Source organism: Streptomyces sp. NBC_00370, from assembly GCF_036084755.1.
Taxonomy (GTDB): Bacteria; Actinomycetota; Actinomycetes; order Streptomycetales; family Streptomycetaceae; genus Streptomyces.
In genome coordinates this window covers 6,248,140-6,265,000 of record NZ_CP107968.1, presented here as the reverse complement: position 1 = coordinate 6,265,000, position 16,861 = coordinate 6,248,140, and the positions used below count along the sequence as shown (strand labels likewise).

General features: G+C 69.4%; 16 protein-coding genes (1 of these 16 cut by a window edge). 4 read left to right on the top strand and 12 right to left on the bottom strand.

The annotated features are described in order from the left end of the window. The 3 genes from OHS57_RS28075 to thyX form a co-directional block, all read right to left on the bottom strand. Nucleotides 1-73 carry the beginning of a ribonuclease J gene (locus OHS57_RS28075; protein WP_041983716.1) on the bottom strand. It extends 1,613 nt beyond the left edge of the window, so the window shows 73 of its 1,686 coding nt (coding positions 1-73); the start codon lies at nucleotides 71-73; its stop codon lies beyond the left edge, outside the window. 127 nt (nucleotides 74-200) lie between these two features. Beyond that, nucleotides 201-1,100: a 4-hydroxy-tetrahydrodipicolinate synthase gene (gene dapA, locus OHS57_RS28070; RefSeq protein ID WP_328583695.1), complete on the bottom strand. Its 900-nt coding sequence runs from the start codon at nucleotides 1,098-1,100 to the stop codon at nucleotides 201-203. A gap of 200 nt (nucleotides 1,101-1,300) precedes the next feature. Then, complete coding sequence (gene thyX, locus OHS57_RS28065) at nucleotides 1,301-2,038, bottom strand: FAD-dependent thymidylate synthase (protein WP_041983721.1); 738 nt, start codon at nucleotides 2,036-2,038, stop codon at nucleotides 1,301-1,303. 172 nt (nucleotides 2,039-2,210) lie between these two features. On the opposite strand from thyX, the gene OHS57_RS28060 reads away from it, so the two are divergent. Together OHS57_RS28060 and OHS57_RS28055 are read left to right on the top strand one after the other, a co-directional pair. Beyond that, the gene (locus OHS57_RS28060; protein WP_328583694.1) at nucleotides 2,211-2,450 is read left to right on the top strand and encodes a hypothetical protein; all 240 of its coding nucleotides are present in this window, start codon (nucleotides 2,211-2,213) and stop codon (nucleotides 2,448-2,450) included. Between the two features lie 106 nt (nucleotides 2,451-2,556). After that, nucleotides 2,557-3,105 (top strand): hypothetical protein, encoded by a 549-nt coding sequence (locus OHS57_RS28055; protein ID WP_041983725.1) that lies wholly within the window; start codon nucleotides 2,557-2,559, stop codon nucleotides 3,103-3,105. Between the two features lie 21 nt (nucleotides 3,106-3,126). Here the strand turns inward: OHS57_RS28055 and OHS57_RS28050 are convergent, their stop codons facing one another. The 6 genes from OHS57_RS28050 to eccD all read right to left on the bottom strand — a co-directional run bounded on the left by OHS57_RS28050 (nucleotide 3,127) and on the right by eccD (nucleotide 10,202). Then, a complete protein-coding gene (locus tag OHS57_RS28050) occupies nucleotides 3,127-3,579 on the bottom strand; it encodes a membrane protein (protein ID WP_041983728.1) in 453 nt (150 codons plus the stop codon). 11 nt (nucleotides 3,580-3,590) lie between these two features. Then, nucleotides 3,591-4,355, bottom strand: coding sequence for a 4-hydroxy-tetrahydrodipicolinate reductase (dapB, locus tag OHS57_RS28045; RefSeq protein ID WP_041983732.1), 765 nt, complete (start codon nucleotides 4,353-4,355; stop codon nucleotides 3,591-3,593). Nucleotides 4,356-4,374: 19 nt separating this feature from the next. Continuing rightward, the gene (locus tag OHS57_RS28040; protein WP_328583693.1) at nucleotides 4,375-5,751 is read right to left on the bottom strand and encodes a M16 family metallopeptidase; all 1,377 of its coding nucleotides are present in this window, start codon (nucleotides 5,749-5,751) and stop codon (nucleotides 4,375-4,377) included. Further along, complete coding sequence (locus OHS57_RS28035; RefSeq protein ID WP_041983736.1) at nucleotides 5,748-7,973, bottom strand: polyribonucleotide nucleotidyltransferase; 2,226 nt, start codon at nucleotides 7,971-7,973, stop codon at nucleotides 5,748-5,750. Before OHS57_RS28035 ends, OHS57_RS28040 begins: the two co-directional genes overlap by 4 nt. 351 nt (nucleotides 7,974-8,324) lie before the next feature. Then, nucleotides 8,325-8,615, bottom strand: coding sequence for a 30S ribosomal protein S15 (gene rpsO / locus OHS57_RS28030; protein WP_041983738.1), 291 nt, complete (start codon nucleotides 8,613-8,615; stop codon nucleotides 8,325-8,327). A gap of 120 nt (nucleotides 8,616-8,735) precedes the next feature. Then, a complete protein-coding gene (gene eccD, locus OHS57_RS28025) occupies nucleotides 8,736-10,202 on the bottom strand; it encodes a type VII secretion integral membrane protein EccD (RefSeq protein WP_328583692.1) in 1,467 nt (488 codons plus the stop codon). A gap of 184 nt (nucleotides 10,203-10,386) precedes the next feature. Between eccD and OHS57_RS28020 the strand changes: the two genes are divergently transcribed. Beyond that, nucleotides 10,387-14,337, top strand: coding sequence for a type VII secretion protein EccC (locus tag OHS57_RS28020; protein WP_041983743.1), 3,951 nt, complete (start codon nucleotides 10,387-10,389; stop codon nucleotides 14,335-14,337). A 61-nt stretch (nucleotides 14,338-14,398) separates the two neighbouring features. Further along, complete coding sequence (locus OHS57_RS28015; RefSeq protein WP_041983745.1) at nucleotides 14,399-14,644, top strand: DUF397 domain-containing protein; 246 nt, start codon at nucleotides 14,399-14,401, stop codon at nucleotides 14,642-14,644. A 104-nt stretch (nucleotides 14,645-14,748) separates the two neighbouring features. Here OHS57_RS28015 and OHS57_RS28010 read toward each other — a convergent pair whose 3' ends face one another. The 3 genes from OHS57_RS28010 to mycP form a co-directional block, all read right to left on the bottom strand. Then, entirely contained in the window at nucleotides 14,749-15,045 is a 297-nt protein-coding gene (locus tag OHS57_RS28010; protein ID WP_041983747.1) for a WXG100 family type VII secretion target, read from the bottom strand. 56 nt (nucleotides 15,046-15,101) lie between these two features. Then, nucleotides 15,102-15,440, bottom strand: a complete 339-nt coding sequence (locus OHS57_RS28005) for a WXG100 family type VII secretion target (RefSeq protein WP_041983749.1) — start codon at nucleotides 15,438-15,440, stop codon at nucleotides 15,102-15,104. Between the two features lie 137 nt (nucleotides 15,441-15,577). Beyond that, a complete protein-coding gene (gene mycP, locus OHS57_RS28000; RefSeq protein WP_328583691.1) occupies nucleotides 15,578-16,861 on the bottom strand; it encodes a type VII secretion-associated serine protease mycosin in 1,284 nt (427 codons plus the stop codon).

Below are 16,861 nucleotides of genomic sequence, written 5' to 3'. Positions count from 1 at the left end.
CGAGTGGGGTGACGCGCAGGCCACCCTTGGCCAGCTTGGGCGGGGCGCCGAGTTCGGGATGCGGATGACTCAAAAGACTCTCCTCACCACACGCGCCACGTACCTCTCAGGCACGTGGCGCGCATGACATTCGTGCACTTGCAGTTGTCTGTGTCCATGTGTGTGTGCTGTCTACGCGTATTCAGTTGTGAAGTCTGTGGTTAAAGCTCTACCCCACCAGCCGCGAGATCGCTCTTGAGCTGGGCCGTTTCCTGGGCCGTCAGCTCGACCAGCGGGAGGCGCAGCGGGCCTGCGGGGAGTTTCCGCAGGTTGAGCGCGGCCTTGGTGGTGATGACGCCCTGTGTCCTGAACATCCCGATGAAGACCGGCAGCAGCTTCTGGTGGATCTCGGTGGCCTTCTGGACGTCGCCCGCGAGGTACGCGTCGAGCAGCTCGCGCAGTTCCGGCGTGACCACGTGGCCGACGACGGAGACGAATCCGACGGCGCCGACCGAGAGCAGCGGCAGGTTGAGCATGTCGTCGCCGGAGTACCAGGCGAGGCCGGACTGGGCGATGGCCCAGCTGGCGCGGCCGAGGTCGCCCTTGGCGTCCTTGTTGGCAACGATCCTTGGGTGCTGGGCGAGCCGGACGATCGTCTCGGTGTCGATGGGGACTCCGCTGCGGCCCGGGATGTCGTAGAGCATCACCGGAAGTTCCGTGGCATCCGCGATCGCGGTGAAGTGCTGGAAGAGGCCCTCTTGCGGGGGCTTGTTGTAGTACGGGGTCACGGCGAGCAGGCCGTGCGCCCCGGCGCTTTCCGCCGCGCGGGCGAGCTCCAGGCTGTGCCGGGTGTCGTTGGTGCCGACGCCGGCGACGACATGGGCCCGGTCTCCGACGGCTTCGACAACAGCCCGTACGAGCTGGTCTTTCTCCGCGTCGCTGGTGGTCGGCGACTCGCCCGTGGTGCCGTTGAGGATCAGGCCGTCGTTGCCTGCCTCCACCAGATGGGCGGCGAGCTGCTGGGCACCGTCGAGGTCGAGTGCGCCGTCCGCCGTGAAGGGCGTGACCATGGCGGTGAGGACCCGCCCGAAGGGGGTCTGCGGAGTGGAGATCGGGGCCATGGGTAACACGCTACTCGCTGCTCAGCTCGCTGTGTCCCCCGAGGGGGACCCGACAAGAGGAGCCCGGCACTGCCTGCTCGGGGGTTCAAGCAGTGCCGGGTCCGTTTGATCAGCCTAGATGAACTTCTCGAAACGCCGCAATACGGACACTTCGCTCGACCGTCCGCACATACGTGCCCAGCCGGGTCCCCGCACCGGAATTACGGCGCCACCCGGCCGTTGGCATTGAAGGCCGCATGGGTGAGCGGCATGAGCGCGGCCCAGTGCTCCTCCATCCGCTCGCCGACCATCTCGATCTCCCGCTGCGGGAAGGACGGGGTCGTGGCCAGCTCGTGCTGGGTGCGCAGGCCGAGGAAGTGCATCAGCGAGCGCGCGTTGCACGTCGCGTACATCGAGGAGAACAGGCCCACCGGCAGAACGGCGCGGGCCACCTCGCGGGCGACTCCCGCCGCCAGCATCTCCTGGTACGCCTCGTACGCCTGCGCGTAGGCCGTTCCCATCGTCCGGCCGGTCAGCGCGCGCTGCTCCGGGGTGCCCTCGACGAAGACGTACTTCCCCGGGCGGCCCTCCTGCACGAGCTTGCGCGCGTCGTCGGGGACGTAGAAGACCGGCTGCAGCTCCCGGTACCTGCCCGATTCCTCGTTGTACGACCAGCCGACGCGATGGCGCATGAACTCGCGGAACACAAAGATCGGGGCGCTGATGAAGAAGGTCATCGAGTTGTGCTCGAAGGGGCTGCCGTGCCGGTCGCGCATCAGGTAGTTGATGAGCCCCTTCGACCGCTCCGGGTCCTTCGTGAGCTCCTCCAGGGACTGCTCCCCTGCGGTCGAGACGCGCGCTGCCCACAGCACGTCCGAATCCCCTGCGCTGTGCTTCACCAACTCGACGCTCACATCGCTGCGGAAGCTCGGTTTGGTTTCGGCGGGAGTGTCGCTCACCGGCGGGTCCTTCCTGTCGCGTCGCTCGGGCGGCGCCCACTCTACGGGCCGCCACCGACAGCCGTCCTCATTGGTCAATTCGGTGAATTCGGGCACCGAATCACTCTGTTGTTCGTCCTACTGGTTGACGCACGAGAGACCGAAGACCACCGAAGACCGAAGAGAGCCCCACATGTTCCGCCGGCGTGAAGCCGTCCCGTTCGCATTCGTCGCCGAGGCCGACGCCTTCCGAAGCAATGTCGCCCCGCCGCCCAAACAGCGCGCCGACCGGTCGCAGTTGGTGGGCCGCACGCTCACCGGACTGGTGATCGTCGCCTGTTTCGCCGGTGCGCTGCTGTTCGGGATGCCGTCCCTGCAGTCGGACCAGGCACCCGATCACACCCAGCACTCCGAGGCCTCGCAGGGCCGTTGAGCCCTCGCCCTACCCGTCCGGCCCCCCTGGGGTGGTCCGGGCGGGTCCGGGATCGGTAGCCTCACCGGGCACAGCAATCGAGCGTGCTTGTGAGTGAGGATCAGTCGTGCCCCTGCCCTTCCTGACGGCCGACCGGGCTTTTGACGCGACCGGGGATGATGTCGCGCTCCCGTTCGACGATCATGATCACTGGCGGCGTCCGTACCGCCCTGGCCCCTGGCGGGTCGGAGCGGCGGCGCTGCTTCTGCTGCTCGCCTCCTTCGTCCTGCTCGCCGCGATGATCATCGCCTTCACCGGCGCGATGTCGGGCGCGGTGGTGTGCATGGTGCTGGCGGCCGTGGCGATACTCGCGGCACTGCGGATGCTGCGGATGGGGACATGGGTCAGCAGGCACGGGGTGCGGCGGGTGGGCATGCTGATGACCACGACCATCGCGTGGGAGCAGGCCGGCGCGGTCCGTACCGTCCAGCAGCCGGTGCGCTGGCTGGGACTGCCGCGCACCGTGCAGGGCCAGGCGCTGGTCGTCGTACGCCGCAGGGGTGAGCCGCTGCCGCTGCTGACGACGCACAACGCGGACTTCCTGTCGCGCGCCGCCGCCTTCGAGCGGGCGGCCGACACGGTCGAGGCCTGGGGCGACGAGTACCGCAAGGTCTGAGCCGCCGGTCAGCCGGCGCCGTCAGGCGCGTACGGGCCTGCCGTCGTGGAGCGCGATCGCGCGCTGCATGGCTGTGCGGGCCCGTGGCGTGTCACGGGCGTCGTGGTAGGCGACGGCGAGCCGGAACCAGCAGCGCCAGTCGTCGGGTGAGTCCTCGGTCTCGGCGCGGCGGCGGGCGAAGACCTCGTCGGCCGAAGCGCGGTCGATGCGGCCGGCCGGTGTACGGACCAGTTCGTCGACGGGCAGGCCGCCCTCGGCGTCCAGTTCGGCGGCCAGCCGGTTGGCCCTGCTGACGAACTGGGTGTTCTTCCAGAGGAACCAGACGCCGATGACGGGCAGGATCAGCACGGCGACACCGAAGGTGACCGTGAGGGGCGTGCCCGCCCGTATCAGCAGCACGCCCCGGCTGCCGGCCAGGACGAAGTAGACGACCAGGACGGCAGCCGTGACTAGGTAAGTGATCTTCGCGCGCATGGGTGCCGGTTTCAGCTCAGGTCGAGGAAGTGTTCCAGGCCGAAGGTGAGGCCGGGGGTGGAGACCACGCGGCGCGCGCCGAGCAGGATGCCCGGCATGAAGCTGCTGTGGTGCAGGGAGTCGTGGCGCACGGTGAGGGTCTCCCCCTCGCCGCCCAGGATGACCTCCTGGTGGGCCAGGAGGCCCCGCAGACGTACGGAGTGCACCCGTACGCCGTCGACCTCGGCGCCGCGCGCCCCGTCCAGCGCTGTGACCGTCGCGTCGGGCTGCGGGCCGCTGCCCGCCTCCGCGCGCGCGGCGGCGACGAGCTGGGCGGTCCTGGTCGCCGTGCCGGAGGGGGCGTCCGTCTTGTTCGGGTGGTGCAGTTCGATGATCTCGACGGACTCGAAGTAGCGGGCGGCCGTCTGGGAGAACTTCATCGTGAGGACGGCGCCGATGGAGAAGTTCGGCGCGATCAGCACACCGGTCTGCGGGGAGGCGGCCAGCGAGGTCTCCAGCTGCGCGAGCCGTTCGTCGGTCCATCCGGTCGTGCCGACGACGGCGTGGATGCCGTGCCGTACGCAGAAGTCGAGGTTGCCCATCACCGAGGCGGGGGTGGTCAGCTCCACCGCCACCTGGGCGCCCGCCTCGACCAGGGTCTCCAGCTTGTCGCCCCGGCCGAGGGCCGCGACCAGTTCCAGGTCGTCGGCGGCCTCGACGGCCCGTACGGCCTCGGAGCCGATACGGCCCTGGGCGCCGAGGACGGCCACGCGCAGCTTGGTGGGCAGTTCGCTCATCGGGTCTGCTTCCTCCGGTTCATGAGACGGCCGCGTCCAGGCGGTCGGCCTGCTTGTCCTTGAGCGGTCCGATGACGGACAGCGAGGGGCGCTGTCCCAGTACATCGCGGGCGACCGCGCGCACGTCGTCGGGGGTGACGGCCGCTATCCGCGCCAGCAGGTCGTCGGTCGACATGTGGTCGCCCCAGCACAGCTCGCTCTTGCCGATCCGGGTCATCAGCGCGCCGGTGTCCTCAAGACCGAGGACGGTGGATCCGGAGAGCTGACCGACAGCGCGGCCGATCTCCTCGTCGCTGAGACCTTCCTCCGCCGCCCGGTCGAGCTCGTCGCGGCAGATCTTCAGGACGTCGTGGACCTGGCTGGGCCGGCAGCCCGCGTAGACGCCGAAGAGCCCGCAGTCGGCGAAACCCGAGGTGTACGCGTAGACGCTGTAGGCGAGGCCGCGCTTCTCCCGTACCTCCTGGAACAGCCGGGAGCTCATACCGCCGCCGAGCGCGGTGCTGAGGACCCCGAGGGCCCAGCGGCGCTCGTCGGTGCGGGCGATACCGGGCATGCCGAGGACGACATGGGCCTGTTCGGTCTTGCGGTTGAGCAGTTCGACGCGGCCTGCCGTACGCAGCGAGCGGTGGCCGGTACGGGGCGCGGCGGGGGCGGCGTCCTTGCCGGAGAGCGCGCCCGCCTTCTCGAAGGCGCGGCGGACCTGGCGGACCACGGTGGCGTGGTCGACGTTGCCCGCCGCCGCGACGACGAGGTGCGTGGGGTCGTAGTGCTTCTTGTAGTAGCGCGCGATCCGGTCGCGGTCCAGGCCGTTGACGGTGTCGACGGTGCCGAGGACGGGCCTGCCGAGGGGGCTGTCGCCGAGCATGGTGTGCGCGAACAGGTCGTGCACCACGTCGCCCGGGTCGTCCTCGGTCATGGCGATCTCTTCGAGGATGACGCCGCGCTCCGCCTCGACGTCCGCGGCTTCGATGAGCGAGCCGGTGAGCATGTCGCAGACGATGTCGACGGCGAGCGGCAGGTCGGTGTCGAGCACCCGCGCGTAGTAGCAGGTGTACTCCTTCGCCGTGAAGGCGTTCATCTCGCCGCCGACCGCGTCGACGGCGGAGGAGATGTCGAGGGCGCTGCGCTTCTTCGTGCCCTTGAAGAGGAGGTGTTCCAGATAGTGGGTGGCGCCGCCCAGGGCGGGCGTCTCGTCCCTGGAGCCCGCCTGCACCCAGATGCCGAAGGTCGCCGAGCGCACCGAGGGGAGCGTTTCGGTGACGATGCGCAGGCCGCCGGGGAGGGTCGTACGGCGGACCGTGCCGATGCCGTTGTCGCCCTTGAGCAGGGTTTGGGTACGGGCGACGGCCCGCGCCTCCGATGAGGTGCGGGCCGTCGTCCTGGAGCTGGCTGTCACTTCTCCGAGTCGTCCTTCGTCTCTTCGGACGCCTCGGCCGCTTCGTCCTCCATGACGGGAATGAGGGAGAGCTTGCCGCGCTGGTCGATCTCGGCGATCTCGACCTGGACCTTCTGGCCGATGCCGAGCACGTCCTCGACGTTCTCCACGCGCTTGCCGCCGGCGAGCTTGCGGATCTGCGAGATGTGCAGCAGTCCGTCCTTGCCCGGGAGCAGCGAGACGAACGCGCCGAACGTGGTCGTCTTGACGACCGTGCCCAGGTAGCGCTCGCCGACCTCCGGCATGGTCGGGTTGGCGATGCCGTTGATCGTGGCGCGGGCGGCCTCGGCCTGCGAGCCCTGGGCGGCACCGATGTAGATGGTGCCGTCGTCCTCGATCGTGATGTCGGCGCCGGTGTCCTCCTGGATCTGGTTGATCATCTTGCCCTTGGGGCCGATGACCTCACCGATCTTGTCCACCGGGATCTTGACGGTGATGATCCGCGGGGCGTTCGGGGACATCTCGTCCGGGACGTCGATGGCCTCGTTCATCACGTCGAGGATGTGCAGTCGTGCGTCGCGTGCCTGCTTCAGCGCGGCGGCCAGGACCGAGGCGGGGATGCCGTCGAGCTTGGTGTCGAGCTGGAGCGCGGTGACGAACGTCTTCGTGCCGGCGACCTTGAAGTCCATGTCGCCGAAGGCGTCCTCCGCACCGAGGATGTCGGTGAGGGTGACGTAGTGGGTCTCGCCGTCGATCTCCTGCGAGATCAGGCCCATGGCGATACCGGCGACGGGGGCCTTGAGCGGCACACCGGCGTTCAGCAGCGACATGGTGGAGGCGCAGACCGAGCCCATCGACGTCGAGCCGTTGGAGCCCAGCGCCTCGGAGACCTGGCGGATCGCGTAGGGGAACTCCTCGCGCGTCGGCAGCACCGGCACGAGCGCGCGCTCGGCCAGGGCGCCGTGGCCGATCTCGCGGCGCTTCGGCGAACCGACGCGGCCGGTCTCACCGGTGGAGTACGGCGGGAAGTTGTAGTTGTGCATGTAGCGCTTGCGGGTCACCGGGGAGAGGGTGTCCAGCTGCTGCTCCATGCGGAGCATGTTGAGGGTGGTGACGCCCAGGATCTGGGTCTCGCCACGCTCGAACAGCGCCGAGCCGTGCACGCGCGGGATGGCCTCGACCTCGGCGGCGAGCGTACGGATGTCCGTGACGCCACGGCCGTCGATACGGACCTTGTCCTTGATGACGCGCTCACGGACCAGGGACTTGGTCAGCGAGCGGTACGCGGCGGAGATCTCCTTCTCGCGGCCCTCGAACTGCGGGAGCAGCTTCTCGCCTGCGAGGGCCTTGACGCGGTCGATCTCCGCCTCGCGGTCCTGCTTGCCGGCGATGGTGAGCGCCTGCGCCAGCTCGGCCTTGACGGCGGAGCCGAGCGCTTCAAGGACGTCGTCCTCGTAGTCGAGGAAGATCGGGAACTCGCCGGTGGGCTTGGCGGCCTTGGCCGCCAGGTCCGCCTGCGCCTTGCAGAGGGCCTTGATGAAGGGCTTCGCCGCTTCCAGACCGGCGGCGACGATCTCCTCGGTGGGAGCCTCGGCGCCGTCCTTGACGAGCTGGATGGTCTTGTCGGTGGCCTCGGCCTCGACCATCATGATCGCGACGTCACCGTCCTCCAGCACACGGCCGGCGACGACCATGTCGAAGACCGCGTCCTCCAGCTCGGTGTGCGTCGGGAACGCGACCCACTGGCCCTTGATGAGGGCGACGCGGGTGGCGCCGACGGGGCCGGTGAAGGGCAGGCCCGCCAGGATCGTGGAGCAGGACGCGGCGTTGATCGCGACCACGTCGTACAGGTGGTCGGGGTTGAGCGCCATGATCGTCTCGACGACCTGGATCTCGTTGCGCAGGCCCTTCTTGAAGGACGGGCGCAGCGGGCGGTCGATCAGCCGGCAGGTGAGGATGGCGTCCTCGGAGGGACGGCCCTCGCGGCGGAAGAAGGAGCCGGGGATCTTGCCGGCCGAGTACATCCGCTCCTCGACGTCCACCGTGAGGGGGAAGAAGTCGAGGTTGTCCTTGGGCTTCTTGGAAGCGGTGGTGGCCGACAGCACCATGGTGTCGTCGTCCAGGTAGGCCACGGCGGAGCCGGCGGCCTGACGGGCAAGACGGCCCGTCTCGAAGCGGATGGTGCGGGTGCCGAAGGTTCCGTTGTCGATAACGGCCTCGGCGTAGTGGGTCTCGTTCTCCACTAGTGTTTTCTCCTCGTCTTCGTCCGGTGCCCGTGTGGCAGCGGACGTGGCGGAGAGGCGCACCTGGGTGCGGGCCGGTCTTCGATCGAAGCACCCGGGGCTGCGGTGTGTGCCGCGCCTTTCCGGGAGCCACTACCGAGGACCGGCGGCGGCGCTGGACGCCTCTCCTCTTCGGTGGTGCTCGTCAGTACTCTTCTGTGCTCTTCGGTTGAGCTCTTCAGTTGTGCTGGCGCGTCCAGATTACTGAGCTTCGGCCAAGGATGACATTCCGGCCGTCCTCGGCGGGGCGCGCGTACGGCGAAGGGAGCGGTCCCCTGGAAGTGGGAACCGCTCCCTTCACGGTGTCCGTGCTTATCGGGCGCCGCCGGCGGCGCCACGGCGGATACCCAGCCGGTCGACCAGCGCACGGAAGCGCTGGATGTCCTTCTTGGCCAGGTACTGCAGCAGGCGGCGACGCTGGCCGACCAGGATCAGCAGACCGCGACGGGAGTGGTGGTCGTGCTTGTGGACCTTCAGGTGCTCCGTCAGGTCCGAGATACGGCGCGACAGCATGGCGACCTGGACCTCGGGGGAGCCGGTGTCGCCCTCCTTGGTGCCGAACTCGGTCATGATCTGCTTCTTTGTAGCGGTGTCGAGCGGCACGCGTACTCCTCGTGGGTCTTCACGGCCTTCGAGTGCCCCGGGTCGAATTCTCCGGGAGGCTTCCGATACTCAAATGGCCGTCACTCAGCGTACCAGCCGGTCAGTACACCGATGACCGCGTCAGGAGGTGAGGGCGCGGGCCGAGGCGAAGACGTCGAGGACGGCGAGACAGAGCGGCACCAGGGAGAGCAGCACCACACTCTCGGCGAGGTCGAGGAGCCGGCCCCAGAAGGGCGAGAGGCCCTTGCGGGGAATGATCAGGCCGACCGCCGTGAGCAGGGCGGCGCCCGCGGCGACCGAGGCGGCGAGCCAGATCGTCCGGATGTCGAGGGGGCCGCGGTCGCCGTACAGCAGGAGCTGGCGGACGGGTTCGGCCGGCGGGTTGAGGGAGAGGCCGAGGACGAGCAGGGCGATGGCCAGGATGCCGGCGACCAGCGCGCAGGCGACCTGTGAGGTGTAGCGGAAGAGCCGGGCGCGCAGCAGCATCGCGAGTCCCGCGACCAGGGCGAGCAGCTGGCCCCACAGGGTGTGGGAGAAGCCGAGGACGGCAGCGCTCGCGACGACGACGGCCGCGCAGCCGCCGACGAGCCCGAGCAGCATCTCGTGGCCGCGGCGGGCCTGGGCCGCGATGCGCTCGGCGTCGACGGGCTCGGCGTCAGGGACGAAGTCGGGGTCGGTGTCGAGTCCGTCCGTGGCGCTGCGCGGGGCCGCGTAGCCGATGGGCAGCCGGGCGAAGCGCGCGGAGAGCCCAGGCAGGAAGGCGACGACGCCGATGGCGACGGGGGCGCAGACCGCGGCGGTCTCGGTGGCCGACGCCTCGGTGAGGATTTCGACGAAGGTGGCGATGGTGCCCGCGGCGCCGAGGAAGGTGGCGGCCACGAAGGGCGCGTCACCACTCGGGGTCAGTGCGACGAGGGCGACGGACGCGACGAGCACGGTGACGCAGCCGAGCAGGAACTGGAGCCGGCCGAGGCCCTGTCCCGCGTCGGGGGCGATGATGCCCGAGCCGCCGATCATCAGCAGCGGCAGGGCACCGAGGCCGAGGGCGACGGCGCTCGCGCGGTCCCCGTACACCCGGGCCCGTACGCCGGCGAACGCGGTCAACAGGAGTCCGGCGGCGCCCGCGATGACACCGGGCAGGCTGTGCATGTTGTGACGGACGGGGTCGGCGAACCAGAGTACGAAGCCCATGAGGACGAGCAGCAGCACACCGCCGGCGAGCCCGGCGCCGCGGAGCAGGTCGTCGCTCCACAGGTGGCGGTCGCGCTGGACGGCGGACGCGACCGCGTCCGACACGTCGTCGAAGACGGCGGGCGGCAGCGACTCGGCGAACGGCCGCAGGCTCAACACCTCGCCGTCCAGGACCTGTTGGGCGGCGAGACTGCGCGCGCCCTCAAGGACGGTGCCGTCGCGCCGTACGAGGTGGTAGCCGGTGGGTGTGCCCGGGGCCTGGGTCTGGCCGGTGAGCCGCAGGATCTCCGGGTAGACGTCGGCGACGGCGATGTCCTCCGGGAGTGCGACGTCGATCCTGCTGTCGGGCGCCACGACGGTGACGCGGCAGAAGCCCGTCGCTGCGGTGGTACTCACGTGTTGTGTCCCCCTGAATCGTGGATGCGCACGGTCTGATTCGCGGATGCGCACGATGCGCGCGCCACCCTACCGGGAGCCGTTGTCGGAGGCTGCAAGTAGGATCGCCCTCGCGCGGGGAAGACCGTCGCCACGGGGGCGCCGGTACGGAATTGCCCGTCCGTATTGAGGAATTGATGCGCCGGTGAGCCAGATCGTCGTCAAACGCCCACCGCGGTCGCTTCCGCCGGAAGTGCCCACGGATGCACTGACCTTGGAGGCCCCTCCCGAGCTGCCGCGCGGGCAGCAGGAGGGCATGCTGATGCAGATCCTGCCGGTGCTCGGCATGGGTTCTTCGGTGGTGTTCTTCTTCTCGCCGCAGGCCCCGCCGTTCATGCGGATCATGGGTGTGCTGATGCTGGTCTCGACCGTCGGCATGGTGGTCGCCCAGGTCGTCCGCTACCGCAAAGGTGCGCAAGGGCAAATCGCCGACGTGCGCCGCGACTACCTCAAGTACCTGGCCCAGTCCCGGCGCGCGGTGCGCAGGACGGCGCGGGCGCAGCGCGACGCGCAGCTGTATCTGAACCCCTCCCCCGAGCAGCTCTGGTCGGTGGTGGCCGACGGGTCCCGGGTGTGGGAACGGCGCGTGGGGGACGCGGACTTCGGGCAGGTGCGGCTCGGTCTCGGTGTGCAGCAGCTGGCCACCCCGCTGATCGCTCCCGACACGGCGCCGGTGGACGAGCTGGAGCCGTTGTGCGCGGGGGCGATGCAGCAATTCCTCGCCGTGCACGGGTCGTTGGACGGGCTGCCGGTCGCGGTCTCGATGCGCGCCTTCTACCACGTGACCGTCTCCGGCGATCCCGAGACCGCGCAGTCGGCGGCGCGTTCGATGGTGGCCCAGCTCGTCACACTGCACTCCCCCGAGGATCTCAACGTCGCCGTGGTGGCGGCCCCCGGCGCCGTCTCCCGCTGGGACTGGACGAAGTGGCTGCCGCACACGCAGGTGGCGGGGCAGATCGACGGCGCGGGCACGAAGCGGCTGTTCGGCGACGATCTCGGGGAGCTGGAGCTGATGCTGCGCTCGCGCCTCGACGGGCGTCCGCGGTTCGGCCGGGACTCCCAGCCGGTCCTCGACCAGCCGCACATCCTGGTGGTGCTGGACGGCGGGATGGTGCCGCCCGACTCGCTGTTCGCCGCCGCCGAGGGCGTACAGGGCGTGACGATCGTCGAGGTCGTGCAGGGGGATCTGGACGAGCCGCGCGGCGGTCTGTCCGTGGTGGTCAGGCCGGGGCGGCTGTGGATCGAGTCGGGCGCCGGTGTGGCGTACGAGGGCGCCCCCGACGGGATCTCGCTGCCGGCCGCCGAGGCGCTGGCGCGCCAGCTCGCGCCCTTGCGCACGGGCGGCGGCGACGAGGACGAACCGCTGCTGGCCAACCTCGACTTCACCGATCTGCTGAATCTCGGTGACGCGGGCGCGATCGACGTGGCGCGCACCTGGCGCCCCCGGTCGACGGCGGAGCGGCTGCGGGTGCCGATCGGGATCGGTGAGGACGGCTCGCCGGTGATGCTGGACCTCAAGGAGGCCGCGCAGGAGGGCATGGGGCCGCACGGGCTGTGTGTCGGCGCGACCGGTTCCGGCAAGTCCGAGCTGCTGCGCACCCTGGTGCTCGGCCTCGCGGTCACCCACTCGTCGGAGACGCTGAACTTCGTCCTCGCCGACTTCAAGGGCGGCGCGACGTTCACCGGCATGTCGCAGATGCCGCATGTCGCCGCCGTCATCACGAACCTGGCCGACGACCTGACTCTCGTCGACCGCATGGGCGACGCGATCCGCGGTGAGCTGCAGCGCCGCCAGGAACTGCTGCGCTCGGCGGGCAACTACGCCAACATCCACGACTACGAGAAGGCGCGGGCGGCCGGTGCGGCCCTCGAACCGCTGGCCTCGCTGGTGCTCGTCATCGACGAGTTCTCCGAACTGCTCACCGCCAAGCCCGACTTCATCGAGATGTTCATCCAGATCGGCCGGATCGGCCGGTCCCTCGGTGTGCATCTGCTGCTGGCGTCACAGCGGCTGGAGGAGGGCAAGCTGCGCGGCCTCGACACGTACCTCTCGTACCGGATCGGTCTGCGCACGTTCTCGGCGGCCGAGTCCCGTACGGCGCTCGGTGTGCCCGACGCCTACCACCTGCCGTCGGTGCCGGGCTCCGGCTATCTGAAGTTCGGTACGGAGGAGATGACCCGCTTCAAGGCGGCGTACGTCTCCGGCACGTACCGCACGGGCGGTCCCGATCTGTCGGTGGGACAGCTGCATGTCGAGCGGCGGCCCGCGTTGTTCACGGCGACGCCGGTGCCGGTGGTGTACGCGCAGCCGGACCTCGGCGCCGCCGCTCCCGACACGTCGGGGGACGACGCGCTGGCCGACACCGTGCTGGACGTCATCGTGCGCAGGCTCGACGGGCAGGGCGTGCCGGCGCACCAGGTGTGGCTGCCGCCGCTGGACGAGGCGCCGACGCTGGACTATCTGCTGCCCGGTATCGCGCCGACGGCGGACCGCGGTCTCACCGCGACGGAGTACAGCAGGCCCGGCGGGCTCGTCGTGCCGCTCGGTCTGATCGACAAGCCCTTCGAGCAGCGCCGTGAGGTGCTGTACAAGGACTTCGCGGGCGCTTCGGGCCACATGCTCGTGGTGGGCGGCCCGCAGTCCGGCAAGTCGACGCTGATGCGCACCCTGATCTCGTCGTTCGCGCTCACCCACACACCGAGCGAAGTGCAGTTCTACGCGCTGGACTTCGGCGGTGGCGGGCTCGCCTCGCTGTCGGACCTGCCGCATGTCGGCGGTGTCGCCTCGCGGCTCGACCCCGAGCGGGTGCGCCGCGCGGTCGCCGAGGTGCTCGGTGTGCTCAACCGCCGTGAGGAGTTCTTCCGGACGAACGGCATCGACTCCATCGCGACGTACCGGCGCAGGCGCGCCGCCGGTGAACTGCCGGGCGAGGCATGGGGGGACGTCTTCCTGGTCATCGACGGCTGGGGCGGCTTCAAGAACGAGTACGACATGATGGAGCCGATCATCTCCGACCTCGCCGCGCGCGGTCTGGGCTACGGCATCCATGTCGTCGTCACCGCCGCGCGGTACATGGAAGTGCGCTCGGCGCTCAAGGACCAGATGCTGGGCCGGCTGGAGCTGCGCCTCGGTGACGTCATGGACTCCGAGTTCGACCGGAAGGTCGCCGCCAACGTCCCCACGGGGGTGCCGGGGCGTGGCCAGGTGGCGGAGAAGCTGCACTTCATGAGCGCGCTGCCGCGTATCGACGGAGTGAGCGACGCGGCCGACCTCTCGGAGGGCACGGCGGCTTTCGTGGCCGCGGCGCGCAGCAGTTGGTCGGGGCCGGCGGCGCCGACCGTACGGCTGCTGCCGCGCAAGCTGGCGGCCGAACAGCTCCCGAAGGGCTTCGAGTTCCCACAGCACGGCATCGCGATCGGTATCGACGAGACCAATCTGGAGCCGGTGTTCGTCGACTTCGAGACCGATCCGTTCCTGCTGATCTTCGGCGAGAGCGAGGCGGGGAAGACGGCCGCGCTGCGGCTGATCGCCAAGCAGATCTCCGAGCGCTACACACCGGACCAGGCGCGGATCGTGGTCGGCGACTACCGGCGTTCGCTGCTGGAGGCCGTGCCGAGTTCGCATCTGCTGGAGTACGCGCCGATGGCGTCGGCGATGGACATGCACATGGACGCCATCGGGACGGTGATGGAGAAGCGGGCGCCGAAGCCGGACATCACACCGCAGCAGCTGCGCGACCGGAGCTGGTGGACCGGGCCGCAGCTGTTCGTGATCATCGACGACTACGAGCTGGTCGCGACCAACTCGGCCAACCCGCTGGCGAGGCTGGTGGAGCATCTGCCGTTCGCCCGGGACGTCGGCATCCGCTTCATCGTCGCCCGCAGCGCTGCGGGCGCCTCACGCGCCATGTACGAGCCGTTCATCCAGCGGATGAAGGAGCTGGGCGCGCAGGGAGTGCTGATGTCGGGCGACCCGAGCGAGGGCGACATCCTGGGCAACGTCAGGGCCCGGCCGATGCCTCCGGGACGCGGCACGTTCGTCTCGCGCAAGCGCGGCGGCGCACTGGTGCAGCTGGGCTGGCTGCCGGACAGGTGAGCCGCGCGCCGCTACGCTGAGAGGCGCAGATCGTCCGCAATACCCGGGAGGGACCGCGCCGATGGCCGACGCAGCCGACAAGGAACGCGTGAAGGAAGAGCTTTACGCTCTCGACATCTCCGACGTGGAGTGGCTCGGTGCGCCGGGTACGGAGGCCGACGAGGAACGGGTGGAGATCGCCTATCTGCCCGAGGGCGCCGTCGCGATGCGCTCGTCGAAGGACCACGACACGGTGCTGCGATACACCAAGGGCGAGTGGGACGCGTTCGTACTCGGAGCGCGGGACGGGGAGTTCGACCTCAAGTAGCGGTCGCAGGCAACGCTGAAGGGGGTGTCCGCCGGGCGGACACCCCCTTCGCTGTGCGAGCCGTGCTGTGCTGTGCGTGCGCGAGGTGCGTGCGGTGCGGGTGGTCAGCCCATCTGCATGCGGAAGCGCGCGGCGTTGCCCTTGTCGGTGTCGTGGTAGCCGATGACCGACTCGTCCAGCAGCGCTGCGATCCGCTGCAGGTCCTGGTTCATGCCGGCCATGTCGTTCGTCAGCCGGGTCTGGCTCTCGCCGTAGGCGGTCTTCGCCTCACCGTCCCAGTTCGCCGCCACGGCCTTGACCTTGGCCATCAGGTCTTCGAGCCCCTGGTTGAGCTGGCTGGCGGTGAGCCGGACGTCGCCGGCCGCGCTGGTGACGGTGTCGTAATTGACTGCGGTGGTCATGTCTCGCTCCTCAAGACGGGTTCAGCTGGTGCGACGAGCTGCGGGCCGGGTACGGCTCAGGCCATGCCGAGGATGGCGCTGCGGCCGGAGGACGTGTCGTCCATCTTCCGGAACGAACGGATGCGCTCGTCCTCCTGGTTGCTGAAGCCGTCGGCGCTCATCCGCATGATCTCTTCGAGCTTGACGAGCTCGACCCGCATACGCGTCAGCCGGTCGTTGAGGTCCTTCTGGACCCGGTCGTACTCCTTGCTGGCCGCGCCGCGCCAGCCGGCCTGGATGCGGTCCACCACTCCGTTGAGGGAGTTGATACGACGGTGCAGCTCGTCGTGGAAGTCCTGAATCCGGTTGGCGAGATCGACTTGATCAGAACTGGTTACGTTAAGGTCGTTCGACATCCTGCTCCTTCTTCCTGTCTACCTGCAGCGAACGATGCGGGCGGGAAGTACCGCGATGCCGCCCCCGTGTGGGAAACACACGCAAGATGATCCCCACCTCACTCTAGCTACTCAGGACGTCAGTTCCAACTGCAAAGTCACGTATGCGCACTTGGGGAATCCGCCGTTCCGCGAAAAGGATCTCCGACTGATTTCCGCGCCTTTTTCCGCCGGCTGTCACGGATGACGGTGGCGGTTCCCGCGACCACCGCCACCAGTACGGCCGCGATGCCGAACGCGTAGGTCGCGTAGCGCTCCGTACGCTCCTGCGGTGTCTCGGTCAGCGCCAGATGCGCCGGCAGCGCGGCCGGGGCCTTGGGCGGCCCCGGGTCGGCCTGCGGGGCCTGCGGCGCGTGGTCGTCGTCCGTCATCGCGCGCACCGGGTCGACCACTCCCCAACCAACGTAATTGTCACGGCCGTTGATACTGCGTTCGGCGGTCTGCTCGATCTGGGCGACGATCTCGCGCGCTTTCCAGTCGGGGTGTTTGGCACGGAGCAGCGCGGCGACGCCCGCGACATAAGGCGCGGAGAAACTCGTGCCGTTGTCGAGGCACTGACCGCCGCCGGGGACCGTCGAGACCATGTCCACACCGGGGGCGGCGACGCCGAGGAACGTACCGGCCTGGGAAAAGGTCGCACGTTCGTTGTTGCGGTCGGAAGCGCCGACGGCGAGCACGCCGTCAATGCCGGCGGGATACGTCGTTCGCAGTTTGCCGTCCGTACCGTCGTTACCCGCCGACGCCACCACCACGACGTCTTTGGCCAGCGCGTCCTGTACGGCTTCGGTCAACTTCGAGTCCGGCGCCAGCGGTGTCGTCGTGTCCTGGGAGATGTTGATGACATCGGCCTTCGCGGTGACGGCGTAGCCGATCGCCTTCGCCATCGTGTCCTGCTTGCCGCTGTTCTTGTCGTCGTTCTGGCGGATCGGGATGATCGTGGCTTCCGGCGCGAGACCGACGAAGCCCGTGCCGGTGCGGGGCCGGGCGGCGATGATCCCGGCGACCTTGGTGCCGTGCCCCACCTCGTCGACCGTGCCGCCGCGCTTGCCGTTCTTGAGGAAGTCCCGGCCGGCGGCGGCGTCGACCGCCGTCTTCAGCTGGGGGTTGACGGTGTCGACGCCGGTGTCGATGACGGCGACCCGTACCCCCTTGCCCTTGGTGTCCTGCCACAACTCGTCGAGCAGCACCCGCTGGAGCGCCCAGGGGGTGCCCGCGATCTGCTTCTTCATCGGGAACGTGCACTCACCGGTCCCGTCAAGTCCCGTCGCTCGAACGGTTGTTGACGGCAGATCGGCGGCGGACACGACAGCGGCGGGCGGCAGGGCCGTCAGGCCGACCAGGGCGGTGGCGCAGGCCAGCAGTGCGCAGGTTCGCAGCGGCAT

Coding starts and splice junctions, on each gene's coding strand:
- dapA (WP_328583695.1), bottom strand. CDS start 1,100: ATGGCCCCGATCTCCACTCCGCAGACCCCCTTCGGGCGGGTCCTCACC.
- OHS57_RS28060 (WP_328583694.1), top strand. CDS start 2,211: ATGTTCCGCCGGCGTGAAGCCGTCCCGTTCGCATTCGTCGCCGAGGCC.
- OHS57_RS28050 (WP_041983728.1), bottom strand. CDS start 3,579: ATGCGCGCGAAGATCACTTACCTAGTCACGGCTGCCGTCCTGGTCGTC.
- dapB (WP_041983732.1), bottom strand. CDS start 4,355: ATGAGCGAACTGCCCACCAAGCTGCGCGTGGCCGTCCTCGGCGCCCAG.
- OHS57_RS28015 (WP_041983745.1), top strand. CDS start 14,399: ATGGCCGACGCAGCCGACAAGGAACGCGTGAAGGAAGAGCTTTACGCT.
- OHS57_RS28010 (WP_041983747.1), bottom strand. CDS start 15,045: ATGACCACCGCAGTCAATTACGACACCGTCACCAGCGCGGCCGGCGAC.
- OHS57_RS28005 (WP_041983749.1), bottom strand. CDS start 15,440: ATGTCGAACGACCTTAACGTAACCAGTTCTGATCAAGTCGATCTCGCC.
- mycP (WP_328583691.1), bottom strand. CDS start 16,861: ATGCCGCTGCGAACCTGCGCACTGCTGGCCTGCGCCACCGCCCTGGTC.